Source organism: Amycolatopsis antarctica (assembly GCF_002262875.1).
Taxonomy (GTDB): domain Bacteria; phylum Actinomycetota; class Actinomycetes; order Mycobacteriales; family Pseudonocardiaceae; genus Amycolatopsis; species Amycolatopsis antarctica.
The window spans coordinates 329,367-354,688 of sequence record NZ_NKYE01000004.1 but is presented as its reverse complement, the minus strand read 5'-3'; the positions used below and the strand labels follow the sequence as shown (position 1 = coordinate 354,688).

General features: G+C 70.0%; 23 protein-coding genes. 12 read left to right on the top strand and 11 right to left on the bottom strand.

Annotated features, from left to right (window positions below; all coding sequences use genetic code 11):
* Nucleotides 1–9: 9 nt before the first annotated feature.
* Genes CFN78_RS09480 through CFN78_RS09470 form a run of 3 tightly spaced genes read right to left on the bottom strand, consistent with a single transcriptional unit; the run spans nucleotide 10 to nucleotide 5,490 of the window.
* Complete coding sequence (locus tag CFN78_RS09480) at nucleotides 10–4,608, bottom strand: DUF6531 domain-containing protein (protein ID WP_094862249.1); 4,599 nt, start codon at nucleotides 4,606–4,608, stop codon at nucleotides 10–12.
* A complete protein-coding gene (locus tag CFN78_RS09475; protein ID WP_094862248.1) occupies nucleotides 4,605–4,919 on the bottom strand; it encodes a type VII secretion target in 315 nt (104 codons plus the stop codon). The genes CFN78_RS09480 and CFN78_RS09475 overlap by 4 nt, the downstream gene beginning before the upstream one ends.
* Nucleotides 4,920–4,947: 28 nt before the next feature.
* Nucleotides 4,948–5,490 carry a YbaB/EbfC family nucleoid-associated protein gene (locus CFN78_RS09470; protein ID WP_094862247.1) on the bottom strand — a complete coding sequence of 181 codons (543 nt, stop codon included), beginning with the start codon at nucleotides 5,488–5,490 and terminating at the stop codon, nucleotides 4,948–4,950.
* 259 nt (nucleotides 5,491–5,749) lie between these two features.
* Here CFN78_RS09470 and CFN78_RS09465 point away from each other — a divergent pair, with 259 nt between their 5' ends.
* A complete protein-coding gene (locus tag CFN78_RS09465; protein WP_094862246.1) occupies nucleotides 5,750–9,547 on the top strand; it encodes a multifunctional oxoglutarate decarboxylase/oxoglutarate dehydrogenase thiamine pyrophosphate-binding subunit/dihydrolipoyllysine-residue succinyltransferase subunit in 3,798 nt (1,265 codons plus the stop codon).
* Between the two features lie 66 nt (nucleotides 9,548–9,613).
* Here CFN78_RS09465 and CFN78_RS09460 read toward each other — a convergent pair whose 3' ends face one another.
* On the bottom strand, nucleotides 9,614–9,919 hold the full coding sequence (locus CFN78_RS09460) for a hypothetical protein (protein ID WP_094862245.1): 306 nt from the start codon (nucleotides 9,917–9,919) through the stop codon (nucleotides 9,614–9,616).
* A gap of 115 nt (nucleotides 9,920–10,034) precedes the next feature.
* Between CFN78_RS09460 and CFN78_RS09455 the strand changes: the two genes are divergently transcribed.
* The 3 genes from CFN78_RS09455 to CFN78_RS09445 all read left to right on the top strand — a co-directional run bounded on the left by CFN78_RS09455 (nucleotide 10,035) and on the right by CFN78_RS09445 (nucleotide 11,723).
* Entirely contained in the window at nucleotides 10,035–10,910 is an 876-nt protein-coding gene (locus tag CFN78_RS09455; protein ID WP_094862244.1) for a helix-turn-helix domain-containing protein, read from the top strand.
* Complete coding sequence (locus CFN78_RS09450) at nucleotides 10,897–11,133, top strand: DUF397 domain-containing protein (RefSeq protein ID WP_094862243.1); 237 nt, start codon at nucleotides 10,897–10,899, stop codon at nucleotides 11,131–11,133. Before CFN78_RS09455 ends, CFN78_RS09450 begins: the two co-directional genes overlap by 14 nt.
* A gap of 62 nt (nucleotides 11,134–11,195) precedes the next feature.
* The gene (locus CFN78_RS09445) at nucleotides 11,196–11,723 is read left to right on the top strand and encodes a GNAT family N-acetyltransferase (RefSeq protein ID WP_094862242.1); all 528 of its coding nucleotides are present in this window, start codon (nucleotides 11,196–11,198) and stop codon (nucleotides 11,721–11,723) included.
* A 42-nt stretch (nucleotides 11,724–11,765) separates the two neighbouring features.
* On the opposite strand, the gene CFN78_RS09440 is transcribed toward CFN78_RS09445, so the two are convergent.
* The 4 genes from CFN78_RS09440 to CFN78_RS09425 are packed head-to-tail and all read right to left on the bottom strand — an operon-like array spanning nucleotide 11,766 to nucleotide 15,143.
* The gene (locus CFN78_RS09440; RefSeq protein ID WP_094862241.1) at nucleotides 11,766–12,656 is read right to left on the bottom strand and encodes an ABC transporter substrate-binding protein; all 891 of its coding nucleotides are present in this window, start codon (nucleotides 12,654–12,656) and stop codon (nucleotides 11,766–11,768) included.
* Nucleotides 12,653–13,360 (bottom strand): ABC transporter permease, encoded by a 708-nt coding sequence (locus CFN78_RS09435; protein WP_094862240.1) that lies wholly within the window; start codon nucleotides 13,358–13,360, stop codon nucleotides 12,653–12,655. Before CFN78_RS09435 ends, CFN78_RS09440 begins: the two co-directional genes overlap by 4 nt.
* Entirely contained in the window at nucleotides 13,357–14,046 is a 690-nt protein-coding gene (locus CFN78_RS09430) for an ABC transporter permease (protein WP_094862239.1), read from the bottom strand. Before CFN78_RS09430 ends, CFN78_RS09435 begins: the two co-directional genes overlap by 4 nt.
* A gap of 2 nt (nucleotides 14,047–14,048) precedes the next feature.
* Nucleotides 14,049–15,143: an ABC transporter ATP-binding protein gene (locus CFN78_RS09425; RefSeq protein WP_094862238.1), complete on the bottom strand. Its 1,095-nt coding sequence runs from the start codon at nucleotides 15,141–15,143 to the stop codon at nucleotides 14,049–14,051.
* Between the two features lie 115 nt (nucleotides 15,144–15,258).
* Here CFN78_RS09425 and CFN78_RS09420 point away from each other — a divergent pair, with 115 nt between their 5' ends.
* Nucleotides 15,259–16,875, top strand: coding sequence for a bis-aminopropyl spermidine synthase family protein (locus tag CFN78_RS09420; RefSeq protein ID WP_240519351.1), 1,617 nt, complete (start codon nucleotides 15,259–15,261; stop codon nucleotides 16,873–16,875).
* A gap of 48 nt (nucleotides 16,876–16,923) precedes the next feature.
* Here the strand turns inward: CFN78_RS09420 and CFN78_RS09415 are convergent, their stop codons facing one another.
* Nucleotides 16,924–18,132: an NAD(P)-dependent malic enzyme gene (locus CFN78_RS09415; RefSeq protein WP_094862236.1), complete on the bottom strand. Its 1,209-nt coding sequence runs from the start codon at nucleotides 18,130–18,132 to the stop codon at nucleotides 16,924–16,926.
* A gap of 508 nt (nucleotides 18,133–18,640) precedes the next feature.
* Between CFN78_RS09415 and CFN78_RS09410 the strand changes: the two genes are divergently transcribed.
* A complete protein-coding gene (locus CFN78_RS09410) occupies nucleotides 18,641–19,243 on the top strand; it encodes a dTDP-4-dehydrorhamnose 3,5-epimerase family protein (RefSeq protein WP_094862235.1) in 603 nt (200 codons plus the stop codon).
* Nucleotides 19,244–19,253: 10 nt separating this feature from the next.
* On the opposite strand, the gene CFN78_RS09405 is transcribed toward CFN78_RS09410, so the two are convergent.
* A complete protein-coding gene (locus CFN78_RS09405) occupies nucleotides 19,254–19,700 on the bottom strand; it encodes a hotdog fold domain-containing protein (RefSeq protein ID WP_094862234.1) in 447 nt (148 codons plus the stop codon).
* A 99-nt stretch (nucleotides 19,701–19,799) separates the two neighbouring features.
* Here CFN78_RS09405 and CFN78_RS09400 point away from each other — a divergent pair, with 99 nt between their 5' ends.
* From CFN78_RS09400 to CFN78_RS09385, 4 genes are all read left to right on the top strand, one after another.
* Nucleotides 19,800–20,381 carry an acid phosphatase gene (locus CFN78_RS09400; protein WP_094862233.1) on the top strand — a complete coding sequence of 194 codons (582 nt, stop codon included), beginning with the start codon at nucleotides 19,800–19,802 and terminating at the stop codon, nucleotides 20,379–20,381.
* A gap of 11 nt (nucleotides 20,382–20,392) precedes the next feature.
* Nucleotides 20,393–20,887: a GNAT family N-acetyltransferase gene (locus CFN78_RS09395; RefSeq protein WP_094862232.1), complete on the top strand. Its 495-nt coding sequence runs from the start codon at nucleotides 20,393–20,395 to the stop codon at nucleotides 20,885–20,887.
* A gap of 191 nt (nucleotides 20,888–21,078) precedes the next feature.
* Nucleotides 21,079–22,293 (top strand): aminoglycoside phosphotransferase family protein, encoded by a 1,215-nt coding sequence (locus CFN78_RS09390; RefSeq protein ID WP_094862231.1) that lies wholly within the window; start codon nucleotides 21,079–21,081, stop codon nucleotides 22,291–22,293.
* A gap of 26 nt (nucleotides 22,294–22,319) precedes the next feature.
* Nucleotides 22,320–22,709: a hypothetical protein gene (locus CFN78_RS09385; RefSeq protein WP_094862230.1), complete on the top strand. Its 390-nt coding sequence runs from the start codon at nucleotides 22,320–22,322 to the stop codon at nucleotides 22,707–22,709.
* A 24-nt stretch (nucleotides 22,710–22,733) separates the two neighbouring features.
* Here the strand turns inward: CFN78_RS09385 and CFN78_RS09380 are convergent, their stop codons facing one another.
* Complete coding sequence (locus tag CFN78_RS09380) at nucleotides 22,734–23,213, bottom strand: hypothetical protein (protein WP_094862229.1); 480 nt, start codon at nucleotides 23,211–23,213, stop codon at nucleotides 22,734–22,736.
* Nucleotides 23,214–23,623: 410 nt separating this feature from the next.
* Here CFN78_RS09380 and CFN78_RS09375 point away from each other — a divergent pair, with 410 nt between their 5' ends.
* Together CFN78_RS09375 and CFN78_RS09370 are read left to right on the top strand one after the other, a co-directional pair.
* Nucleotides 23,624–24,550 (top strand): diacylglycerol/lipid kinase family protein, encoded by a 927-nt coding sequence (locus CFN78_RS09375; RefSeq protein ID WP_094862337.1) that lies wholly within the window; start codon nucleotides 23,624–23,626, stop codon nucleotides 24,548–24,550.
* A gap of 283 nt (nucleotides 24,551–24,833) precedes the next feature.
* The gene (locus CFN78_RS09370; protein WP_094862228.1) at nucleotides 24,834–25,088 is read left to right on the top strand and encodes a WhiB family transcriptional regulator; all 255 of its coding nucleotides are present in this window, start codon (nucleotides 24,834–24,836) and stop codon (nucleotides 25,086–25,088) included.
* The last annotated feature ends 234 nt before the right edge of the window (nucleotides 25,089–25,322 follow it).

Sequence of the window (25,322 nt, the reverse complement as noted above, 5' to 3'; positions counted from 1 at the left end):
TCCCCACCATCATGTTCTCCAACTCTGCAGCAGATGAAAGACCCCGCTTCGGAAATAGTGCTCGGAGCCGAAATTGCCTGTGGGACGGGTGATGTGATCATAATCGTTGCGACTTCCGGCCTGCCAGATGGCGGTCGCCGTGTCGTCGTCCATGGCACCGAGATCCGCCGATCGCAGCCTGTCGAAATCCTCCCCGGAAATGCGATGCTGCACGATCTCCAGGTCGCCCGGCGCGCCGTCGCGACTGCTGACCCGGTCCAGGTACCTCTGTGCGCCTTCCCGGTCTCCCCACGCGTAGAGACCTTCACCGAACTCGGATCGCGGCCTGCCGTTCGCGTCCACACCGGACGGCCACGGCTCGCCACCGTTGTGGATCAGGCGGTCGGCGTCGGCTCGGCTCTGGACGCTGTAGAAGTCGCGGCATGGCGCCAGCCCGGCCGGGTCGATCTCCATCAACGGGTTGGGGACGTAGGCCTGCGGATTGGGGGACGGCGCCAGCCCCAGCGGATCGTGCGAGGTGTAACGGCCAGTTTCCGGGTCGTAGTAACGGAAATGGTTGTAGTGCAGGCCGGACTCCGGGTCGAAGATCTGCCCGGGAAAGCGCAGTGGTGTGTCCGCACGGGCGGCCGAGGTGCCCAGGTCCTTCCCCCAGACCGTCGCCCGGCGCCGCCACACCGGCTCTCCTTCGGCGTCGACCAGATCCGTCGGCGTGCCGACCAGGTCGGTGACGATCGAATAGAACTCCTGATCAACCCATTCCTGTTCCGCTGAGCCGCCACGTTTCCGCTCGACCTGGGTCACCGCCCGGAACGTTCCCGGTTCCCAGTTCCAGCACGTCGCCCGCCCCGAGGAATGCACCTGCTCCGCGGGAACCATTCCGTCCCAAGCGAAATCGATCCGTTCGGCCGGTTGCCCGGACTCGGTCGCGAGGCGCAGCTTCGCCACGCGCCTGCCGATCGGGTCGTAGAGATAGCGCCACCGGGCACCATCCGGCGTGGTGACGCCGACCAGCCGGTCGTCGGCGTCCCAGGTGTAGTGCCAGTTGTCCGGCTTCGCCGACAACCGCTTCTTCTGCCGCAGGACGATCCTGCCCTGCCTGTCGTAGCGGTACCGCAGGTTCCCAGCCCTGGTGACCGCCGATCCGAGGAATTCACGGGCGCCCTGCGCCTCGACCTCGCCGTCCCAGGCAGCACTGGTGATGTTGCCCGCGCCGTCGTATGCGTAGCTCTCCGACCATCCGCTTCCCCGGACCGCCGTGATCCGGGATCCGGGATCCAGGTCGAACGAGCGCGCGTCACCGGTCGAACTGTCGATCCCGGCCAGGACGCCGTTCGTGTTGTAGCGATAACGACGTTCCATCAGCAGGTTCGTTCGCGCGACAGCGGTGCGGTCACGAGGCACGGCGGAGACGGTCTGGGTGGCGAGCCGATGATCGACGTCCCAGGACTGCGCGATGATCGTGCCGGTGTCGAGCAGTCGCTCGGTTTCGCGGCCGAGCGCGTCGTAGCCGAAACTGACGGTGTGCCCGGCGGTCACGAGTTCCGCCGGCCGGGGCCCTTCGCCATACCGCCAGGTCGTCTCGGCACCCGTGGGAGTCCGCCTGGACGTACGCCGCCCGATCGGGTCGTAGGCCGAGGTGACCATCCTGCCGTTGACGCCTTCGGCGACGACTCTGCCGAGCGGGTCCCGGATCAGATCCAGCCGAACATGCTCGTTGGCCGCACCGATCATCCGGCTCATCGGGTCGAATTCGAAAGTCTCCACCGTGTCGCCGTGCTCGCGGCGGACGACGTTGCCGAGCCGATCCCGAAGGTAGTCGATGTCCTGACCGAGGCCGTTCGTCCGGCAGACGAGCTGGCCGGCCGCGTCATAGCGGTAGCCGATCGTGCGCCCGTTGAAGTCGGTCTCGGAGATCAGCCGCCCGGCCGCGTCGTACGAGTACCGCCAGACCATGCCCTGGGAGTTGGTGACCGAGGTCAGCCGCAGTGCCTGGTCGTAGCCGAAGCGAAGGCGGGTCCCGTCCGGCCGGACCTCCTCGAGCGGGAGGTCGAAGTGCGTCCGGGTGATCGTCGTGCGTCCACCGAGCTGATCACGGTGCTCGATCAGGTTGCCCTCGCCGTCGTATCGCCAGGTCTGCTCGCCCCCGTCGGGCCTGGACCGTGCGAGCAGGTTTCCCTCCACGGTCCAGCGCAGAGTGACGGAACGACCGGCCGCGTCGGTGATCTCGACGATTCGTCCGAACTGGTCCCGCCGATATCGCGTTGTGTTGCCCTCGTGGTCGGTTTCCAGGATCGGCAGTCCCGCCGCGTCGGTCTCGGTGCGCCGTGTCCTCCCCAGAGCATCGGTCACCGACACCCGTTGCCCGGCCTCGTTGTAAGTACACAGCGTCCTGGCGCCGGACGGGTCGACCACCAGGGTGACCTTGCCCGCGCCGTCGTACTCCCGGCGCCAGGTCGCACCGTCGGGATCGATGGTGACGGTCGGCCTGCCCATCTCGTTGTGCTCGGCGCGGGCCTGCGTGCTGTCGGGGCGGGTGAGCACCACCAGCCCGCCGCGTTCGTCGTACTCGTAACGGGTCGTTCGTCCGAGCGGGTCCGTACGCTCGATGAGCTGATCGAACTCGTTCCACACCTGGCTGGTTGTGTGGCCGAGCGGGTCCGTCTCGGCGACCAGGTTCCGGGATCGGTCGAACCGGTAGGTGGTGGTGTTGCCGAGCGCGTCGGTGAATCGGGTCATCGAGCGCTCGCCGTCGTAAGCGAATGTCCCGTTCAGGAAGCCGCCGGAGCCCTGGTTGGCGACACATCGGCCGTCCGCGTCGTAGAAGTACCGGTACCACTCGCCGTTTCGATCGACCCAGCGGACGATGCGCCCCTCGACGTCGTACTCGAAGGTGAGTGATCGCCCGGAACTGTTCGTCACGGACGAGAGATCGCCGGACTCGGTGTAGGCGAATCCGGCCAGCGTGACGCTGTCGCCGTCCGGGGGCGCCAGCCGGAGTGCGTGCACGCGCCCCTGCCGGGCGTCGATCTCGATCCGGTAGCCGCCGGAGTGTTCGACGAATCGGGCAAGCCCGTCGGCGTGACGGCCGATCACGAGCTTGTTGCCGCTGTGGTCGGCGATCGACGCGAGCCGGGCGACCTGTCCCCGGCCGCGGTCGAACCGGAACGTCTGCCCCGAGTCCGGACGGTGCAGGGCGTACCCGCTCTCTTCCCGCGTCAACGGCCACCGGGGGCCGACCTCCGGCAGGACCTCGCCCGCCGGCGGGAGTTCCGGGTAGACGAGCAGCATCCCGTCCTCGCCGACGAACACGACTCCGTCGTCGTCGAACTCCAGCCGCTGGTCGAGGGTGCACGCCCACGAGCGGCCGAACGAACGGCCCGCCCGGTAGGACGACACGTGGGTACGACGGAGGAGCAGCGGTAGCACCCCGGCGAGATCGACATCGGTCTGCACCAGAACCATCTCTCCGGTGGCGACGTCGATCGGGTCGTTGCAGGTGTTGCGCTGGTCGACCGGCGTTCTCGTGTCGTGTGGGTCGGCCGGCCGGTTCGCACTCTCGCCCCTGCCGCCGGGGGTGCCGTCCCCGTTGCGGCCCGCGCCCGCGGGTGCGGAGCCGTCGGGCGACGTGCCCGGGGACCCTGGATCGGCGCGCGGACCGGCCGGGGTGTCCGGCGGCCTGCTGCCCGAGGGTGTGGTGTCCCTCGCGCCGGAGGGTGAGGTGCCGCCGGGCGAACCGGACGAGGGCGAGGTGCCCGAGGGCGAGGTGCCGTCCGGCCCCCTGACGGTGGGTGCGTCCAGGTCCGGACCGCCTCGGGTGCCGGACGGCGTGGTGCCACCGCCGTCGATCTTGCGGCCGAGCTTGGCCAGCTTCTCGATGATCTCGCCGAGCTTGTCGATGATCTTGCCGATCCGCGGCGAGACGTTGCTGATCGTCTTCACCAGCTTCTGCACCAGCTCGCTGACCTTCGAGATCGCCTTGGAGATCGCGGCCGTGGCCTGCGCCGCGATCACCGGGGTCGCGAAGCCGAGCGTGGCCGCGGCCTCCAGTGCCCAGGTGATCAGCTTGCCGACGAGTTCGGCCACCAGGTCCCGGACCAGCTCGCGGACCGCCGCGACGACCTCGCCCATCACCATCACGCCGACGGAGATGCCGTCCGCCAGCGAGGAGGCACCGGCCAGCGCGTCGGCCTGTTCGGCGGCATGCTGCCGGTAGGCGTCCCCGCCCGCGCCGAGCCAGCCCGCCGTGCCGTTCCGCGACTCGGTGCCGTACTCCTGGGCGACCGCGCCGACCTCGGCGGCGACGTTCGCCCAGGTCTCGGAGAAGGACTGGATCACCGGCGGGTCACCGGCGAACCAGTCGAGCGCCTCCTTGAGCGGCTCCACATGCTCGATCAGCCAGGAGACGCCGTAGGAGGCGAGGGTGCCGATCGGGTCGATGACCATCGACAGCACTTCGAGGCCGACGCCGACCGCGCCGAGGCCGGCCTCGACCCAGGATCCGTCGGCGACGCCGTTGGCCAGATCGACCGAGGACTCGGCGATCCCGATGCCGGTGACGGCGGTGGTCCGCGACTGCTCCTGCGCGACGAGCGGATTCGGCCCGGTCACAACGACTCCCCGTGTCTGTTGATCTCCGTGCCGGTGACGCCCTCGCGCTCGGCGTATTTCGAGGAGGCGTCGCGGACCTTGCCCGCGGTGTCCGCGACCGACTCCGCGCCCTGCTCCAGCGCCTGGACGCCCATCTGCTCGAACGGGTCGAGCAGCAGCGCGAACGGCTGGCAGATCACGCCGAACGCGCTGTTGTCCATGCTCACCTGCTGGGCCGCCCGCACCGCGGTACGCAGTCGCTCGGCGAGTCCGTCGACCTTGCCGGCATGGGTTTCCAGTTCCTCACCAAGTACTTCGAAGCCGCCGGACATGCCTACCCCCAAGTCTCCGTGTACCGCCTCAGTCGCGCCGCATGAAGGACTCGCCGCCGAAGTCGTCCCCGTCGGATTCGGTGGCCCCGCCGCCCCGCCCGCCGTCCGCTCTGGGCCGGGGTGCTCGCGGCGGTGCCGGTTCGTCCTCGGGTTCGCGGTCGTAGAGCCTCGCCCTCGGCGCTTCGGGTGCGGACGGCTCGTCCTCCTCCAGCGGCGCGGGGAACTGCTCGGTCGCGGTGGCCAGGATGTGCCGGGTGGTCGTGTCGTCGCCCACGGTCGCCGCGGTGATCTCGGCGAGCCGCTCCGGGTATCTCGACTGCGCCTTGCGCATGGCGGCCAGTACGGCGGCGGCGATCTCCTCGGCGGCCATCGACTTGACCGCCTCGGTCATCCGCACGTCGGTGGGCAGGCCGTTGTGCCCGACGGTCACGCTGACCGCGCCCGAGGCGACCGATTCGGTGATCGATATCTGCTCGACCTGCCGCTGCATCTGCTCGTAGCGGGCCGCCTTCTCGGTGGCACCGCGCTCCCAGTCGGCCACCATGCGCTCGACATCGGACAGATCCGCCACCGTGAACCCCCTTCGCCCGTCATGGAGACGGCGCCCGCTCGACATCGGTTCCGCCAGATTGCCCCGAACTCGGCGTGCTCGTCCACTGCGATCGAACGAGCGGTCCGCTCGCCTAGACCGGATCGATTCAGTGACGAACGCCAAACGCCCGCCGCCGCGCTAGGGCCAGTTAGCTCACACGGCTGAAGGCAGGGGGGTTAGCCTGGTAGGCGCGTAATCGGACAAGTTAGATCGAGACGGATAGAGGCGAGTCCAAGCCGTGTCCAGCAGCAGCCCTGCGTCACAGTTCGGCCCCAACGAATGGCTCGTCGAGGAGATGTACGACCAGTTCCTCGCCGACCCCTCCTCAGTAGACGCCGCGTGGCATGACTTCTTCGCCGATTTCACGCCGACGCAGGCCGCGAAGGACGACGCCGGCGCGGCGAAGGACGGCGCGGCTTCCGGCTCCCCGCAGGGCAACGGCACGGCGCCGTCCCGGGCGGAGCAGCCCTCGGCGAGCGGGTCGGCGAAAGCCCCGGAGAAGCAGGCCCCCGCGAAGCCCGCTCCCGCGAAGCCCGCTCCCGAACAGCAGGCCCCGGCCAAGCAGGCCCCCGTGGCGAAGCCCGCCGCCGCGCCCGCGAAGACAGCGAGCGCACCCGCACCGGCGAAGGCCCAGGCCGCCCCGGCGAAGGCGGACGCCAAGGATTCCAAGGACGCCAAGGCCCCGGCCAAGGACGCACCGGAGAGCAAGCAGCTCCGTGGCGCCGCGGCCGCGATCGCGAAGAACATGGACGCCTCGCTGACGGTGCCGACGGCCACCAGCGTGCGCGCGGTGCCGGCGAAGCTGATCGCCGACAACCGCATCGTGATCAACAACCACCTCAAGCGCACCCGGGGCGGGAAGATCTCCTTCACCCACCTCATCGGCTACGCGATGATCCGGGCGCTGCGCGAGTACCCGAACATGAACCGGCACTACGCGCTGGTGGACGGCAAGGCGCACTCGGTCACCCCCGAGCACGTCAACTTCGGTCTGGCGATCGACATGAAGGGCAAGGAAGGCGCCCGGACGCTCGTCGTCGCGTCGATCAAGAACACCGAGAACATGACCTTCCTGCAGTTCTGGCAGGCGTACGAGGACATCGTCAAGAAGGCGCGCAACAACAAGCTGACCGCCGACGACTTCTCCGGCACCACGATCTCGCTGACCAACCCCGGCGGCATCGGCACGAACCACTCGGTACCGCGACTGCAGGCGGGCCAGGGCACGATCATCGGCGTCGGCGCCATGCAGTACCCGGCACACTTCGAGGGCACCAGCGAGAAGACGCTGGTGGACCTGGGCGTCAGCAAGATCATGACGCTCACCTCGACCTACGACCACCGGATCATCCAGGGCGCCGAGTCCGGCGAATTCCTCAAGCACATCCACCAGCTCCTGCTCGGCGAGGCCGGCTTCTACGACGACGTCTTCACCTCGCTGCGCCTGCCGTACGAACCGGTGCGCTGGGTGCAGGACATCCCCGAGGGCGCCGTCGACAAGACCGCCCGCGTGATCGAGCTGATCGACGCCTACCGGATGCGCGGCCACCTGATGGCCGACACCGATCCGCTGAACTACCGCCAGCGACGGCACGAGGACCTCGACGTCCTCTCGCACGGCCTCACCCTCTGGGACCTGGACCGGGAGTTCGCCGTCGGCGGCTTCGCGGGCAAGGAGCGGATGAAGCTGCGCGACGTGCTGGGTGTGCTGCGCAACTCCTACTGCCGCACGGTCGGTATCGAGTACACGCACATCCTCGACCCGGACGAGCGCCGCTGGATCCAGGACCGCGTCGAGGTGCCGCACGAGAAGCCGGACACCTCGGTGCAGAAGTACGTGCTCTCGAAGCTGAACGCCGCCGAGGCGTTCGAGACCTTCCTGCAGACCAAGTACGTCGGGCAGAAGCGGTTCTCGCTGGAGGGCGGCGAGACCGTCATCCCGCTGCTGGACACGGTGCTGGACAAGGCGGCCGAGCACGAGCTGGACGAGGTCGTCATCGGCATGCCGCACCGCGGCAGGCTGAACGTGCTGGCGAACATCGTCGGCAAGCCGATCGCGCAGATCTTCCAGGAGTTCGAGGGCAACCTCGATCCCGGCCAGGCGCACGGTTCCGGTGACGTGAAGTACCACCTCGGCGCCGAGGGCAAGTACTTCCGGATGTTCGGCGACGGCGAGACGCGGGTGTCGCTCACCGCGAACCCCTCGCACCTGGAGACCGTGGACCCGGTGCTGGAGGGCATCGTCCGCGCCAAGCAGGACATCCTGGACAAGGGCGGCGAGGGCTTCACCGTGCTGCCGGTGCTGTTGCACGGCGACGCCGCGTTCGCCGGGCAGGGCGTGGTCGCGGAGACGCTGAACCTGGCTCTGCTGCGCGGTTACCGCACCGGCGGCACCGTGCACGTGATCATCAACAACCAGGTCGGTTTCACCACCGCCCCGGAGAACTCGCGGTCCTCGCAGTACGCGACGGACGTGGCGAAGATGATCGCCGCCCCGGTGTTCCACGTGAACGGTGACGACCCGGAGGCGGCGCACTGGGTCGCGCAGCTCGCCGTCGAGTACCGCCAGACGTTCAACAAGGACTTCGTGATCGACATGATCTGCTACCGCCGCCGCGGTCACAACGAGGGCGACGATCCCTCGATGACCCAGCCGGCGATGTACGACATCATCGACACCAAGCGCAGCGTCCGCAAGACCTACACCGAGTCGCTGATCGGCCGTGGGGACATCTCCGTGGAAGAGGCGGAGGCCGCGTTGCGCGACTTCTCCAGCCAGCTCGAACACGTGTTCAACGAGGTGCGGGAGCTGGAGAAGCACCCGGTGTCGGCGAGCCCGTCGGTCGAGGAGGAGCAGCAGGTACCGGCCCAGGTGCCGACCGCCGTCTCCCGCGACGTGGTGGAGCGCATCGGTGACGCCTTCGGCGAGGCGCCGGAGGGCTTCAGCCCGCACCCGAGGGTCAAGCCGGTGATGGAGCGCAGGCAGAAGATGTCCCGCGAGGGCGGCATCGACTGGGCGTTCGGCGAACTGCTGGCATTCGGTTCGCTGGCCATCGAGGGCAGGCTCGTCCGGCTGTCCGGTCAGGACTCCCGGCGTGGCACGTTCACCCAGCGGCACTCGGTGCTGATCGACCGCAAGACCGGGCAGGAGTACCAGCCGCTGCAGAACCTGGCCGAGGAGCAGGGCCGGGTGATGATCTACGACTCCGCCCTGTCGGAGTACGCGGCGGTCGGTTTCGAGTACGGCTACTCGGTGGCGAACTCCGAGGCGCTGGTGATGTGGGAGGCGCAGTTCGGCGACTTCGTCAACGGCGCGCAGACCATCATCGACGAGTACATCTCCTCCGGAGAGGCCAAGTGGGGACAGCTCTCCGACGTCGTGCTGCTGCTGCCGCACGGCCACGAGGGCCAGGGCCCGGACCACACCTCGGGCCGGATCGAGCGGTTCCTGCAGCTCTGCGCAGAGGGCTCGATGACGGTCTCGGTGCCGTCGACCCCGGCGAACTACTTCCACCTGCTGCGCAGGCACGCCCTCGACGGCGTGAACCGCCCGCTGATCGTCTTCACCCCCAAGCGGCTGCTGCGCGACAAGGCGGTGAAGTCGGGTGTGGAGGACTTCACCTCCGGCTCGAAGTTCCTCTCCGTCATCGACGACAACGACGTGTCGCCGGAGAAGGCGCGCAAGGTGCTGCTGACGTCCGGGAAGATGTACTGGGAGCTGGTGGCCGAGCGGACGAAGCAGGAGATCGAGGACGTCGCGATCGTCCGGGTCGAGCAGTACTACCCGCTGCCGAAGAAGAAGCTCGCCGCCGCGCTGGAGCGGTTCACCAAGGCCACCGAGATCATGTGGGTGCAGGAGGAGCCGGAGAACCAGGGTGCCTGGCCGTTCTTCGGGCTGAACCTGCCGCGCAAGTTCCCGGAGCTGCTGGCCGGCCTGCAGGTCGCCGCGCGGCGGCCGATGGCGGCCCCCTCGGCGGGCTCGTCGAAGGTGCACGAGGTGGAGCAGAAGGCGATCATCGCGAAGGCGTTCAGCTAGAGACCGAACCACGAGAAGGAGCCGGATCCCGCGGGATCCGGCTCCTTTTTTGTCCACAGAGGACGGTCAGGCGGTCAGCGTGGCGATCTGCCGCTCCGGATCGGTGGTCACCCGGTAGACGACGGCGATGGTGCGGCACGGCCAGGCGTCCGCGCAGAAAACGCACTGCCCGGCGGTGTCGGCGACGTGCTCCGCGACGACGGAGCGGATGGTGGTGACCAGATCGTCGAGCACCTGCCCGGCGCGCTCCTGCTGCGCGCCGGTCCACTCGGCGAAGTCCTCGATCAGGCAGTCCGCGGCGTCGAGACGTTCGTAGATTTCGTTGCGCAGCAACCAGAATGCGCGGTCCAGGGCGGGGGAAACGGTTGACATGGAGACCTCCTCGACTCTAGGAGACCGATTTCACTCCACGCATTCAATGCTGCTTTACGGGGAACCGCTTGCGTTTCCCGCGCCAACGGATACCGCGACGGTCTAGTTTCCGTTCATGGCAGAGCCCGAGACGACCGTCCGCAGCCGCGAGCTGGGTGAGGAACTGCGCCGGGTACTGACGCGTGCCGGGCTGACCGGCAAGCAGGTGGCGCACCAGCTCGACTGGGCGCAGAGCGACATCTCCCGGATGCTCACCGGCCGCCGCCGGATGAAGGAGACCGATGTCGCGACCTTCCTCGGCATCTGCCGGGTACGCGGCCGGGAGCGGGAGCGGATTCTCGCGCTCTGCCGCGAGGCGAACCGCTCCGGCTGGCACCAGCAGCACGGCTCCCGGCTGCCCAAGCAGCTCCGCACCCTGATCGACCACGAGGACAACGCGCTGCGGATGGCCGAGTACGAGGGCGCGCTGGTGCCGGGGCTGTTGCAGACCGGCGACTACGCCCGCGCGGTGATCAGCCGGATCGCCAACGTCCCGGAGGGTGAGGTGGACGAACGGGTGGCCGCGCGGCTGGCCAGGGCGGCGATCTTCGGCCGCCGCACCCCGGCCCGCTACGTCTTCTACCTGCACGAGTTCGCGCTGCGGCTGCCGGTGGGCGAGGCGGCGGTGATGTCCGAGCAGTTGCACCATCTGCTGCGGCTGGCGGTGCGGCCGTACCTGAGTCTGCGGATCGTCCCGGCGGCGCACGGGGCGCATGCCGGGTTGGCCGGTTCGTTCCGGTTGATGGAGTTCGCCGCGATCAAACCGGTGGTCTACCTGGAGAGCGAGACCTCCACCCTGTTCCTGGAGGAGGACGCCGAGATTGCCGCCTACCGCAACATTCTCGCCGCCCTGGCCGACACCGCGCTGGATGAGCGACAATCGAGGGACCTGATCGGCAATCTGGCGATCGAGCTGTACCACGATCCGGAGGATCACCATGTCCACCCCTGAGCCGAGAATCACCTGGCGCGTCAGCAGCCACAGCGCGGGCAACGGCAACTGCGTGGAGGTCGGCTGGCGCACCAGCTCGCACAGTGCGGGCAACGGCGGCTGCGTGGAGGTGCGCGAGGTACCCGGCGAGGTACACGTGCGCGACACCAAGAACCGCACCGGCGGCGAACTCCACCTCCCCCGCGAGGGCTGGAACGCCTTCCTCACCACCATCCGCGCCTGACCACCGCGCCTGCGCACGGAAATCGGGTTGCCGGAACGTCCGGGTCGCGGCACGGTGCCTGGATGCTGATACGCCGCGAAGCGGACGGGGATGCCCGAGCCGTGCACGAGGTCCACGCCCGCGCCTTCGGCGACCAGGACGCACCGGACCGGACACCCGTCGAGGCCCCGCTGGTGGACGAACTGCGCGCCGAGGGCGACCTGCTGCCCGCACTGAGCTTCGTCGCCATCGGCGGGGACGGCGGCGTCACCGGACACGTCTGCTGCAGCCGCGCCACGCTGGACGGTTCGGACGCCGGACTGGTCGGCCTCGGCCCGCTCGGCGTCCGGCCGGAACTGCACCGCGCGGGCATCGGCTCCGCGCTGATGTACACCATCCTGGGGGCCGCCGACGCGCTCGGCGTTCCGGCCGTCGTACTGCTCGGCGAGCCCGCCTACTACTCGCGCTTCGGCTTCGTACCCGCCGCCGACCACGACGTCACCGCTCCCGACCCGTCCTGGGGCGGGTACTTCCAGATCCGCACGCTCGGCGCGTACCGGAGCGAGCACTCCGGCGCGTTCCGCTACGCCCCCGCCTTCGAACGCCTCTGAGGGCCCCGGTCCGCCCCCGTGCAGGAGGCGGACCGGGGGCCCTCAGGCGAGGCCGTTCTGCTTGAGGAAGTCCTCGGCGATGTCCAGCGGGTTGCGCTTCTGTTCGGAGAACTCGACGTTGAGGTCGGTCAGCTTCTCCGTGGTCAACGCCGCCGAGGCCGCGTTGAGCCCCTGGATCTCACGCTCGGAGAGCGTGCCCTTCGCCACCAGCGGCACGATGTTCTGTGCCGGGAACATGTTCTTGTCGTCCTCCAGCGGAACGAACCCGTTGCTGGCGATCGTGGACGAGGTGCTGAACAGGTCGGCCACCTGGATGTCGCCGGAGCGCAGCGCGGCGACCGTCACCGGGCCGCCGGTGTCGGTGGTCCGGATCTCCTTGAACTCGCAGCCGTACAGCGCCTTGATCTTCTCCTTCCAGCGATCGCTCCACTGGCCGGGACCGCCGAAGACCAGCTCGCCGCAGCGCTTGCCCAGATCGGAGAAGGTGCGCACGCCCGAGTCGGCCAGTTCCTTGCGGACGACAAGCAGGTCCTTGTCCTCGGCGGGCGCCTGCGGCAGGACCTCGAACTGCTCCGGAACCTTCTGCTTCAGCTCCGCGAAGACGTCCTCCGAGGTGGTCGCCTCGCTCGCCTTGTCGAAGTACTGCAACAGGTTGCCGCTGTAGTCCGGGACGACCGAAAGCGAACGGTCCTGCAGCGCCTTCACCACGACCTCCCGGCTGCCCACCGGCGGCCGGACCGTCACGTTCTCCGCACCGGCGTTGCGCAGCGCACCGGCGTAGATCTGCGCCAGCAGCAGGCTTTCCCCCACGTCGGAGGCGCCGATGATGATCTCGCCGGTGGGCCCGCCCTCGGCGCCACCCTCCAGCGGGTTCCCGCACGCGGTCGCCAGCAGCGCCACGCTGGACAGGATCGCGATCCACATCCGCTTCATTCCGCACCTCCCGGAGCACTCACGCGTTTGCCCGACGCGGCCTCGGCGGCCAGCCGGACACCCTTCGGCACCACGGCGCGCTGCAGAGTCGCGAACACCACGTCCAGCACGATCGCCAGCAGCGCGGTGAGGATGGCGCCGGCCATCACCTCGGCGTAGTCGAGGATCGCCAGCCCGTCGAGCAGGAACCTGCCGAGTCCGCCGAGCCCGATGAACGACGCGACGGCGGCCGTCGCCACGAGTTGCAGCACCGCGTTGCGGATACCGCCCAGGATCAACGGCAGCGAGATCGGCACCTCGACCTGCCACAACCGTTGCCAGCCGGTCATTCCCACGCCCTCGGCCGCGTCCACCACCCCGTGATCGGTGGCCTGCAGCCCGGCGTAGGTGCCGGCCAGGATCGGCGGGATCGCCAGCACCACGAGGCCGATCATCGCCGCCAGGTAGTCCTCGGTGAGCAGCAGGAACAGGAAGGTCACCAGGCCGAGCGTCGGCAGCGCCCGGATGACGTTGCTCGCGCTCACCAGTGCCACGCCGCCCCGGCCGGTGTGCCCGACGAACAGGCCGAGCGGCACCGCGATCGCCATCGCGACCACCAGCGCCAGACCGACGTAGCCGAGGTGCTGGGCCACCCGGAAGGGCACCCCCTCGCTCCACGACCAGTTGGCCGGGTCACCGAACCACGAGAACAGGTCGCCGATCATGCCGCAGCCTCCTCGGTCACGGGCTGCTTCTTCCTGGACGCGCGTTCCCACGGCGTCAGCAGATTACGCAACAGCACCAGCAACAGGTCGACGATCAGCGCCAGCAGCAGCGTCAGCACGATGCCGACGATGATCGGCGCGTAGTACTCACGCTGGAAACCGTCGGTGAACAGCACGCCCAGTCCGCCGGTGCCGATCAGGGCCCCGACACTGACCAGGCTGATGTTGCTCACCGAGGCCACCCGCACGCCCGCCGCGAGAACCGGTACCGCCAGCGGCAGTTCCACCGCGAAGAAGCGTCTGCCCGGCCGGTATCCCACCGCGGTGGCCGCCGCGATCACCGTCGGCTCGACATTGTCCAGCGCGTCGAGCACCGGGCGGACCAGCAGTGCGGTGGTGTAGATCGTCAGCGCGACCACCACGTTGATGCTGTCCAGGATCTTCGAGCCGATGAGGCTCGGGATCACCACGAACAGCGCCAGCGAAGGAATCGTGTACAGCAGGTTCGACAGCACCAGAACGACACTGCGAGCCGGCTTCCACCGCTTGCCGACCCAGCCGAGGGCGATCGCGAACACGATGCCGAAGACCAGCGGCAGCAGCGCGAGGTAGATGTGCTCCAGCGTCGTGCTCAGCAGTTGCGCACGGTTGTTGGCACTACCGAGAAAACTTCCCAGTTCGTCCACGCCTACTCACCCACGCCCTGCGGGTGCTTCTCGATCACGTCGAGCACCTGCCTGGCGGTGACCACACCGATCGCCCGGCCCTGGTCGTCCACCACCACACCCTTGCTCGCGGGCGAGGACAGGGCCGCGTCCAGCGCTCCGCGCACCGGGGTTCCCTGCTGGTAAAGGGAACCACCGGGAAGCAGGTGCTCCTCGGACAGCACTCCGTCCACAGTGGACTTCGGTGCGAGCCAGCCGCGCGGCTTGCCCTCGGCGTTGACCGCGAGCAGCCACTCGGTGTCCGAGGACGCCGCGTCGTCACCGACCCGCACCAGTGGGATCTCGTCCACCCGCACCTCGTCCGCGGCGAGGAAGGACAGGCCACGGTAACCGCGGTCGCGACCGACGAAGGAGGACACGAAGTCGTCCACCGGCTGCCGCAGCACCTCCGAGGGCGTGCCGTACTGGGCGAGCTTGCCGCCCACCCGCAGCACCGCGATCCGGTCGCCGAGCCGGACGGCCTCGTCGATGTCGTGCGTGACGAACACGATGGTCTTGCCGAGCTGCGACTGCAGGCGCAGCAGTTCGTCCTGCAGTTCCTCGCGCACCACCGGGTCCACCGCCGAGAACGGCTCGTCCATCAGCAGCACCGGCGAGTCGGCGGCGAGGGCTCGCGCCACGCCGACGCGCTGCTGCTGGCCACCGGAAAGCTGTGCGGGGTAACGCTTGCCGAGACCGGCGGGCAGCCCGACCGTCTCCAGCAGCTCGTTCGCCCTTGCCCGCGCCTGCGCCTTGTTGCCGCCGGAGAGCAGCGGGACGGTGGCCACGTTGTCCAGCACCGTCCTATGTGGAAATAGACCGGCGTGCTGGATGACGTAGCCGATCCCGCGCCGCAGCAGGGCCGGGTCGGACTCGCGGATGTCCTTGCCGTCCAGCAGAACCGTCCCGGAGGTCGGCTCCACCATGCGGTTGATCATCCGCAGCGAGGTGGTCTTGCCACAGCCAGAGGGACCGACGAAGACGGTGATCGTGCCGTCCTCGACGGTCAGCGACAGGTCGTCGACCGCCACCGTTCCGTCCGGATATTTCTTGGTAACGCCCTGGAACTCGATTGCCACTCGTCACTCCGCTCCTGGGCCCGGCGCACAAAAACATCCCCAGCCGGGCGGGTCGAAAAACCGTAGCCCACATCGGAGGGAATGGCACGACTTCCTACGATCTAGGCTGCGTTGTGTGAACACGACGACTGTGCGGGACGGCGACGGCGAACAGGAGCGCACCACGCTCGACGAGGTGATCGCCGCGCAGGGTGTGCACGTGCGTCCGCTGCGGCAGGCGATCGCCCTACTGCTGGGCGACTGGCGGCAGCACGACGACCTGGTCCGCGACAGCACCCTGCCGCGGCGCAGCCTGGGCGAACTGCTCGACGCGCTGGCCGGCGACCTGGAACACCGGGAGGTGCGCGGTGGCGGGCGGCTGATGCGGATCGCGCCCTCGGCGGCGCCGCGCTACCGCCCCTACGCGGAGCGCGCCGACCAGACGGGCAACGGCGGCGACGGCGGCGGGGAGCCACCCGCCGCGCTGCTGGCCGCGACAACCCGGGACGTGGCCGAGGTCCCGGTTCCGCTGGCCGCCCTCGACCACGTCCAGGCAACGCCGGAAACGGTACTGCGCCGGGCCTTGTGGCTCGACGAGCGCTACGACCTGCGCACCGCGCGGCTGCTGTTCCTCGGTGACCACGACCTCACCTCGCTCGCCGTACGGGCGGTGCGGCCCGAGGCCGACCTTACGGTGGTCGATCTGGACGAACGGCTGCTGGCCTATGTGGACGAACGCTCCGCGGGCTCGATCCGGACCGTGCACGCCGACCTGCGGTTCGGTCTGCCGCCCGTCGCCGAGGGTGCGGCGGACCTGGTGTTCAGCGACCCGCCCTACACCCCGGAGGGCATGGGACTGTTCGCCGCCCGCGGGATCTCCTGCCTCGCCGAGCCGGCGCGCGGCAGACTGCTGCTGGCCTACGGCTACAGCCCCCGGCACCCGGCGCTCGGCGGAGCGGTACAACGCCGTCTCAGCGGCCTCGGCCTGACCTTCGAGGCGATCATCCCGGACTTCCACCGTTACCTGGGCGCGCAGGCGATCGGCAGTGCCGCGGACCTCTACGTCTGCCAGCCCACCGCGCAGGCGGCGAAGGCCACCGGCCGCCGGACCGGCATCTACACGCACGGCCCGCAGTCCGTCGAATCGGAACGGCCCGAGCGGGACCTGCTGGACGGCCTCGCCGGGATCGCCGCGGCGGACGGGCACACCGTCGAGACGCGGCGGGCCGACTGGGCGAAACCGGCGTCGGCGCCGGCGGGCACGGCGCTCGTGTTCGACCTCACGGCGGACCCTGGGCCGTGGCTGCTGCGCGTCCTGCTCGCGACGAACGCGGGCCGGGTCGCCACGCTGCTGCCCAACTCGCACCCCGACCTCGGCGACGCGCGCTCGCAGGCCGCGCTGTCCGAGCTGCTGGCGGCGAAGTACCGGCTGCGGTTCCTGCGCAGCACCCCGGACAACACCCACGCCGTCGTGCTCGCGGACGCGGTGGCCCCGGAACCGGACGAGGTGGACGGTGCCGGCCTGGTGGCGCGTTCGCTGCTCACCCGTGCGCACGGCAAGCTCGCCAACACCGCGCGGGAGGCGCTGGTACGCGCGTCCGGCACGGGCGGGACGGCGATGACGAAGAACGAGGCGCGCGCCGCCCTCGCCCCGCTGATGACCGGGCTGGACGGTTTCCGGTTGATCGACCTGCCACGGCACCGGCTCGCGGCGGTGCTCACCGGGGCGGCGGAACTGGCCGCCGCCCGGTGATGAGTGGTGCCGGCCGCACGGGGCCGGCACCACCACACAGCCGGAAGCTCAGGCGACGCCGTCCTCGGCAGCGGCCTTGGCGACGGCGGCGGCGACCTCCGGGGCGACCCTCGGGTCGAGCGGGCTCGGCACGATGCGGTCGACGCTCAGGTCGTCCGCTGCCACCGCGGCGATCGCGTCCGCGGCAGCCAGCTTCATCTTCTCGGTGATCGCACGGGCGCCCGCGTCCAGCGCCCCCCGGAACACGCCGGGGAAGGCGAGCACGTTGTTGATCTGGTTGGGGAAGTCACTGCGGCCGGTGGCCACCACGGCCGCGTGCCTGCGCGCGACGTCCGGGTGGATCTCCGGGTCCGGATTGGACAGCGCGAAGACGATCGGGTCGGCGGCCATCGAGGCGAGCAGGCTCTCCTCGATCGTCGAGCCGGACAGTCCGATGAACACGTCGGCACCCGCGAGCGCCTCGGCGGGCCCGCCACGCAGCCCGGTGGAGTTGGTGGCCGCCGCGAGTTCCTCCTTGACCGGGTTCAGGTTCTCGCGTCCGGAGTGGATGATGCCGCGGGAGTCGAGGACGGTGATGTCCCCCGCGCCCGCCGCGCGCAGGATCTTCGCGCAGGCGACCCCGGCCGCTCCGGCACCGGAGATGACGACGCGCTGATCGCCGATCGCGCGGCCGGTGGCCAGGTTCGCACCGCGCAGCGCGGCGAGCACCACGATCGCGGTGCCGTGCTGGTCGTCGTGCATGACCGGGCAGTCGAGCGCCTTCTTCAGTCGGTCCTCGATCTCGAAGCAGCGGGGCGCGGAGATGTCCTCCAGGTTCACCGCACCGTAGGACGGGCGCAGCCGCACCAGGGTCTCGACGATCTCGTCGACGTCGGTGGTGTCGAGCACCAGCGGGATCGAGTCCAGGTCGGCGAAGGTCTTGAAGAGCACGGACTTGCCCTCCATCACCGGCAGCGAGGCGCTCGCGCCGATGTCGCCGAGGCCGAGCACGGCCGTGCCGTCGCTGACGACGACCACCAGCCGGTCGGCCCAGGTGTAGCGCTCGGCCAGCGAGGCGTCCTCGGCGATCGCCCTGCTGACCTTGGCGACGCCGGGGGTGTACGCGATGGACAGGTCGCGGGCCTGCGCGATCGGCCGCGTCGCCGCCACCGACAGCTTGCCGCCCTCGTGGCCGGTGAAGATCTCCTCGTCGGTCACCGGCACGGTCGGGGCGGTGGTCCGCGCGATCGCGGACTCCGGGCTCAACTGGTCGTTCATACCGTTCCCGTCATCGATAATGCGCGTCATCGATCCTGCCTCGTTGCGTGTACCGGGGTCACACGTACCGGACACCGGCCGTACGGCCTTCAGCCTCGGTCACGGTTACCTCCGGGCCCGCGATCGTCGACGCCGTGCGTTGGCGCACGGCGCTTCCCCAGTGACATGGTCGTCTCGGCGGGTACCTGACACGGTGGCGTCGGTACGCCGGAGGCGTGCGTCATCGAACTTGTCGTAGCTGCCCTGGTGCGGCGCGGCCACGGACGCGGCGGTCGGTCCAGTGTGGCAGCACCCCGGCCGGAACCGATCCCCTGGTGCGGCTGATGTCACAAAGATGGCGGAAATCCACCGGAAAACGGCGACGGAATTCACCCGGGTGGCGCCAGGACAGCGCTTAGCAAGACGTCCGTCCGGCTTTTTTGTGTGCCGCAAAGGGTTTCGGCTTTAACGATTCCGCATGCCGAAGGCGCGCAACGGTGACGAAATCGCGGCCTCTAGGGTGAATCGCATGCACGTTCGTGAACTGGCCGTCCGAGACGTCTACGAGTTCTCCCCGCGACTGTTCCGGGACACCCGGGGATTCTTCGGCGCACCGTTCCAGGAAGAGGTGTTCGTCAAGACCGTCGGGCACCCGCTGCGCCTCGGCCAGATCAACCACAGCGTCTCCCGCCTCGGCACGATCCGCGGTGTGCACTTCGCCGACACCCCGCCGGGGCAGGCGAAGTACGTCTACTGCCCGGTGGGGGCGCTGCTCGACGTGGTGGTGGACCTGCGGGTGGGCTCGCCGACGTTCGGCACCTGGGACGCCACCCGGCTCGACGCCGAGGCGTGCGCGGCCGTCTACGTACCGGAGGGCGTCGGCCACGCCTTCGTCGCGCTCGAGGACGACACGGTGCTGGCCTACCTGTGCAGCACGCCGTACAACCCGGGGGCCGAGCACGCCATCGCGCCGCTGGACCCGGAACTCGGCCTGCCGTGGCCCGCCGACCTCGAACCGGTGCTGTCCGAAAAGGACAGGTCGGCACCGGCGCTGGCCGAGGCGTCCGCTGCCGGGCTGCTGCCGGACTACGCCGCCTGCGTCCGGCACTACGAGAGCCTGCGCGGCGCCTGAGCCGCGCGGGTCACTTCCGGCGGGTGACCCAGATGGTGATGGTTCCGGTGACGACCGGCTTGCCGGTCTTGTCCGACACCACCACCGGCACCTCGACGTCCATGCCCTCGTCGCCGAACTCCGGGATCTCGTCCAGCCGGGCGACCGCGCGCAGGCCGGTCTCGGCCTTGGCGACGTAGGAGACCGACATCCCCTTGGGCAGCCAGCGATGCGTCGAGGGCACCGTGGACTCGGCGAGCATGCCCATCGCGATCTCGGCCATGTTGCAGGCGGCGATCGCGTGGAAGGTCCCGATGTGGTTGTGCACACCCCACCACTTCGGCGAGGTCACCTCGCAGTAGCCGGGCCGCATCTCCCGCACCGAGGGCAGCACCGTGCGGAAGTACGGCACCCGCAGGCACATCGCCGCGGAGAACAACGCGCGCCCGCCCGGTTTTCCTGCCAACCTCGTCCACATGGCCGCTGTAGCGCTCACTGAGACTCCTTTTGTTACTCGCGGGTAGCTTTGCAGAAGGCCGTCAGAGTACGCAATACGAGGAGACGGGAGGCACACCGCGTGGGTCAACTCTTCCTGCTGCGGCACGGGCAGACGGAATGGTCTGCGGACGGCAGGCACACCGGACGGACCGACATCGACCTCACCGGCACCGGCGTGGAACAGGCACGCGCCGCCCGTCGCACGGTCGCGGCGATGCTCGGAGACGGACCCGTCCGGGTTCTGGCCAGCCCCCGCCGCCGCGCCCTGCGCACCGCCGAACTGGCCGGGCTCACCGTCGACGAGACCACCGAGGAACTCGGCGAGTGGGACTACGGGGACTACGAGGGCATCACCACGGCGCAGATCCGCGAAACGGTGCCCGGCTGGACCGTGTGGACCCATCCGGTTCCCGGCGGCGAGAGTGCCGAACAGGTGGGCGCCCGCGCCGACCGGGTACTCGCCCGGCTCGGCTGCCCGCCGGTGGACGAGGACGTGGTGCTCGTCGGGCACGGCCACTTCAGCCGGGTACTGATCGCCCGCGGCCTTGGCCTGCCAGCCGCCGCCGGAGTCCACTTCGGACTCGAACCGGCGACGGTGAGCGTACTCGGCGAGGAACGCGGCACCCCGCAGCTACGGCACCTCAACGTCCCGTCCCTGTGAAGGAGAAACCCTTGCCGGACAACAGGATCCGCCGCGTCACCGAAGCCGACGCCGAGGCCGTCGTCGGCCTGGTGCACGAGCTCGCCGAGTTCGAGCGGGCACCGGAGGAATGCCACCTCACCGCGGCGCAACTGCGGGCGGCGTTGTTCGGCGACGCGCCCGCCCTGTACGGCCACGTCGCCGAGATCGGCGGCGAGGTCGTCGGCTGCGCGTTGTGGTTCCTCAACTTCTCCACCTGGCGCGGAGTGCACGGCATCTACCTCGAGGACCTGTACGTCCAGCCGGCGCGGCGCGGTTCCGGGCTCGGCAAGGCGCTGCTCGCCACGCTGGCCGAGGAGTGCGTCCGGCGCGGGTACGAACGGCTGGAGTGGTGGGTGCTCGACTGGAACCCGGCCACCGGGTTCTACCGGTCCCTCGGCGCCGTGGCGATGGACGAGTGGACCGTCTACCGGCTCACCGACGGCCCGCTCCGCTCGCTGGCCGCGGGCGAACCCCCCGAGCGGTGACGACACCCGGCTGACGGCCACCCTCGCCCCACCCCCACATGGCCCAACAAACCGCAATTCGTCGACGTATTGCGCTCGATCCGGGCGCAATACGTCGACATATTGCGGTTCGGGTGGTGGGCGAACCGGGATGAGAAGGCCTTCATCGGCCACTCACCCGCCCCTCACCACCCGAACCCATCGTTGTTCCCATGACCACGAACGCACCGGCCGACCTGGCGCTGCTGACCGGCGAGACGGCTGGCGAGCTGATGACCGCGCTGCTCGCCACGGCGGGCGCGACCCCGCTCGGCCGTAGCCTCCGCCACGTCGACCACCAGCCCGGCGTGCGCACCACCGTCGCCTACGCGGCCCGGGTGCGCTGGGCGGACGGCAGCGAGACCCGCGAGCAGTTCGGCGCCTCCTCGGGGAAACTGCCCGAAGGGGTGGCCGTGCTGGACGACGGACGCAGCCGTGTCGGCATGTGGCGCGTCCCCTTCGACCCCGACCTGCCCGCCCTCGCCGCGGCGCACGACCCCGCGCGGGCCGGGCGCCTGGCCGCCGGCCTCGGACTCGGTGACGGACCCGCCCGCGTCCACCTCGTGGCGTACCGGCCGCGTCGCCGTGCGGTGGTGCGGATCAGCGGCAGCGGGGGCACCTTCTTCGCCAAGATCGTGCGGCCCGGCCGCGCGGAGGCCCTGCACGAACGCCACCGACTGCTCAGCGAGGCGGGTTGCCCGGTCCCCGCCCCGCTCGGCTGGAACGCGGACGGGCTCGTCGCCCTCGGCGCGCTGCCCGGCCGGACGCTCCGCAGGCACCTGCTCGACGCCTCGGCGGACGCGGTCGATCCCGCCGAGGTGCTCGCCGTGCTCGATGCCCTGCCCGCCTCGATCGCGGGCGGGGCACCGCAGCGCACCTGGGGCCAGCGGGCACCGTTCTATGCCTCGCTGATCGCCGCCTCCTGCCCGGAACTCGGCGAGCGGGCGCACCGGATCGCCTCGGCCGTCGACCATCGCGCCCCGGAGGGCCCCGCCGTGCCCGTGCACGGCGACTTCTACGAGAGCCAGCTCATCCTCGACGGCCCCACCGTCACCGGCCTGCTGGACGTCGACACGGCCGGGACCGGGGAACGCCTCGACGACGCGGGCTGCCTGCTCGGCCATCTCGCCGTGCTGTCCGGCCTGCATCCCGCCGCCGCCACCACGATCGACGGGCTCGCCGCCGGGCTGCGCGCCCGCCTCGCCGCCGGGCTGGATCCCGCCGCGCTCGCGCGGCGCACCGCCGCCGTCGTGCTCTCACTGGCCACCGGGCCGGCGCGGGTACGGACCCCTGACTGGCGTGCGGCGACCCAGGACCGGATCGCGCTCGCCGAACGCTGCCTCGGCAGCACCCAGAAGCTGTCCACAATGGACTCCGCGGTCGCGTGAGCGACCGTGGCGACGAAAGGAAACCCATGAACCACAAGCGCACCTGGATCGTCGTCGGCGCCACCGCGGCACTGCTCGGTGGCGGCGCGGGACTGGCCGCGGCGAACGCGGACGACGTCTCGCTCAACGACCAGCGGCAGGCCCCCGTGGTCATGCAGCAGGCCGGCGACACGCCCGCCGCCGCACCCGCGGACGCCTCGCCGGAGTCCGCCGACTCGCCCACCGAGTCCCCTGCGGACTCGGCCGACTCCCCGCAGGCCGGACCGCAGGCACAGCAGCAGCCCGCCGCGAACCAAGGCGCGGCGGACGCCACCCCCGATGACAACACGCCCGACGAAGACACCCCGGCCGACCAGGCCGACGACACCCCGGACGACGGCGACAGCAGCCCGGACGACGGCGACGACACGCCGTAGTCCCCGCTGACGGCGAGGGGCGGGTCAGGACTCCCCGGCGCGTTTGCGCCGGGCGGCCCGCCCCTCGGCCCCGTCCCGCCGGGCCGCTTCCTCCTCGGTCTCGCCGTCCTCCGTGCCGAGCGCCCAGGCGCGCGAGGGCCTGCGGAACAGCAAGACCAGCACCACCACGCCGAGCAGCCCGATCGGCACCCCGAACTCCGGCTGCCCGCCGGGCCCGCCGGTGTACCAGCCGACACCGATCAGCAGCAGTGCCACGACCACGCTCGGCGAACGCGCCCAGGTCTTGCCCAGCACCAGCCCGGCGGCGCAGGCGAGCGTTCCGGCGCTGACGACCAGGTAGTAGCCGACCTCGGCGAAGACGTTGTTGCCCGGTCCCGAGTCGCCGCCGATCCCGGCGAGCAGGATCCCGGCGAAGACGAGCATCGCGATACCGGGCAGCGCCGTGATGGCCCCGGCGGCGCGTACCTCCCGCGGTGCGGGCGAGACCTTGTCGGCGAAAGGCACGGGTACCAGGTCCTTCCGGGCAGATGGCGGAAACCGTTGCGGCACACGGACACGAGTGGCCCACACAGGCGAGCTACGGTGCGTGAACACTTTCGATGGTATGCCACCCGGTCGGCCGTTTCCGCCGGGCACCGCACGGGTGAAGATCGAAGGGTCGTCGATGAGCGGGCGGTCGGCCCGGGTGCACTTGTCACGACGAGCGGTACGTCGCCTACGGACGGAGGGCCGCCGGGCAGAACGGGACGAGACGGGACGGCGGGACGTCCGGGAACGCACGGGCCTGGCCGGTGTACGGAACGGACCGCGGCGCCCGGAGCGGACCGGCCGGTGCGCCGGATCGGGAGAAGGCCGGACGAGGTTCCGGCCGACGCGCGGTCCGGTGCCGTGGCGACGTCACCTACCCTGCGGTAGTGCGCGCAGTCCTGATCGTGAACCCGCAGGCCACGGCGACCACCCCAGGTGGCCGTGACGTCCTGGCACACGCTCTGGCCAGCCAGCTCAAGCTCGACGTCGTGGAGACGGACTACCGAGGGCACGCGATGGAGTACGCCCGCGCGGCCACCCGCGACGACGTGGACCTGGTGGTCGCCCACGGCGGCGACGGCACGGTGAACGAGGTCGTCAACGGCCTGCTGAGCGCTCGCGGCCGCGCCCCGGGACCGGACGAGGGCGCGCCGATGCTGGGCGTCGTACCCGGTGGCTCGGCCAACGTCTTCGCCCGCGCCCTCGGCCTGCCCCGCGATCCGGTGGAGGCCACGTACCAGCTCCTCAACGCCATCGAGGACCGCCGGGGCAGGCAGGTCGGCCTCGGTGTCGCCGACGGCCGCTGGTTCACCTTCAACGCCGGCCTCGGCTGGGACGCCGACGTGGTCGCCGGGGTCGACCGCAGACGCGGCAAGCGCACCAGCCCCGCGCTGTACATGCGCACCGCTCTCGCCTCCTACCTCCGCCCTCCGCTGGGCAGGGCCACGCTGACCGCGCAGGTTCCCGGCGAGGAACCGGTGGAGGTGCGCACCGTGTTCGTCTCCAACACCGACCCCTGGAGCTACCTCGGCTCACGTCCGGTGCACCTCAATCCGGGCTGTTCCTTCGACGGCGGACTGGGGCTGTTCGCACTGCGCAGCCTCGGGCTCCCGCCGGTGCTGCGACACCTCCGGCAGGCGCTGCGCAGCCGAGGGAAACAGCGCGGACGGAGTCTGCTGCGTCACGACGACCTCCCGATCGTGCGCATAGACGCCGATCAGCCGGTAAACTTCCAGGTGGACGGGGATCTGGTCGGCCAGAGAACCACCGTGGAGTTCGTCAGCGTCCCCGGCGCGATCACGGTGGCTGTCTGACGATCGGGCTTGCGGAACCGCTCAACTGATCACCTGCGGCAAAGTGACTGCGCCGCTCGTCGAGTCAGAGGCTCCACTCACCGCAAGATTAATTCCATACGAAGGTCTTTTGAGCGTGAAAGCGCAGGTCAGACCGGTCGCTGGGCCGGGTGACCTGACTCACCGATCTTCGGAAACCCCTTGTCCAACTGCGTGCTTCGTGAAAGCATTCACAAGCACCCCAAAAAACGACCGCCATGACGACTGTGGCGCGGAGTACCGCGCCCTCAAGAGGAGTTCGAAAATGGATTGGCGCCACGACGCGGCCTGCCGAGACGAGGACCCGGAACTGTTCTTCCCCGTGGGAACCAGTGGTCCTGCTCTGCTTCAGGTTGCCGAGGCGAAGGCCGTGTGCCACCGCTGCCCCGCTGCTTCCGACTGCCTGTCCTGGGCCCTGGCCAGTGGCCAGGATGCCGGAGTGTGGGGCGGGATGTCCGAGGACGAGCGCCGTGCGCTCAAGCGTCGTCGCACCCACATCGGCACACGCACCAACGCCTGACGTTCCGCACAACCAAGCTCGATCGGTTCTACGCCAACGTATTCGGTGGCGCTGATTCAGCGCGCGCTGGTACAACCCGCATTAGGCGTACCGGTCGAAAACGACATTACAGCGGTGGTTCACCCGCCCGGCACCCGGGCCTCGTGACAGCCGCCAGGGAGTACCCAGATCTCCCGAGCTGAACGCCTCCGAGGGCCGGCCCCGATTTGTCGGGACCGGCCCTCGGGCGTCGGC